The sequence below is a fragment of the Pseudomonas sp. 50_B genome (assembly GCF_017491625.1).
Lineage (GTDB): Bacteria > Pseudomonadota > Gammaproteobacteria > Pseudomonadales > Pseudomonadaceae > Aquipseudomonas > Aquipseudomonas danubii.
In genome coordinates this window covers 1-247 of sequence record NZ_JAFGYX010000199.1, presented here as the reverse complement: position 1 = coordinate 247, position 247 = coordinate 1, and the positions used below count along the sequence as shown (strand labels likewise).

Here is a 247-nt window from a genome sequence, read left to right as displayed (position 1 = left end):
GTAGCAATCCGAATTTTGGCGGGGTGATGGACCAGGTGCGCAACATGATGCTGGTCACGGTATTCGTGTTCATCGGCATCGAGGGCGCCAGCGTCTACTCGGCCCGGGCGCAGAAACGCGCGGACGTGGGCAAGGCCACTGTCATCGGCTTCATCACCGTGCTGCTGTTCCTGGTGCTGGTGAACGTGCTGTCCCTGGGGATCATGACCCAGCCGGAACTGGCCAAGCTGCAGAACCCGTCCATGGC

At 61.9% G+C, this 247-nt stretch carries 1 protein-coding gene; it reads left to right on the top strand.

What is annotated here, in order from left to right:
• On the top strand, positions 1–247 hold a 247-nt coding region (locus J5M73_RS31605; protein WP_207817023.1), incomplete at both ends, for an amino acid permease.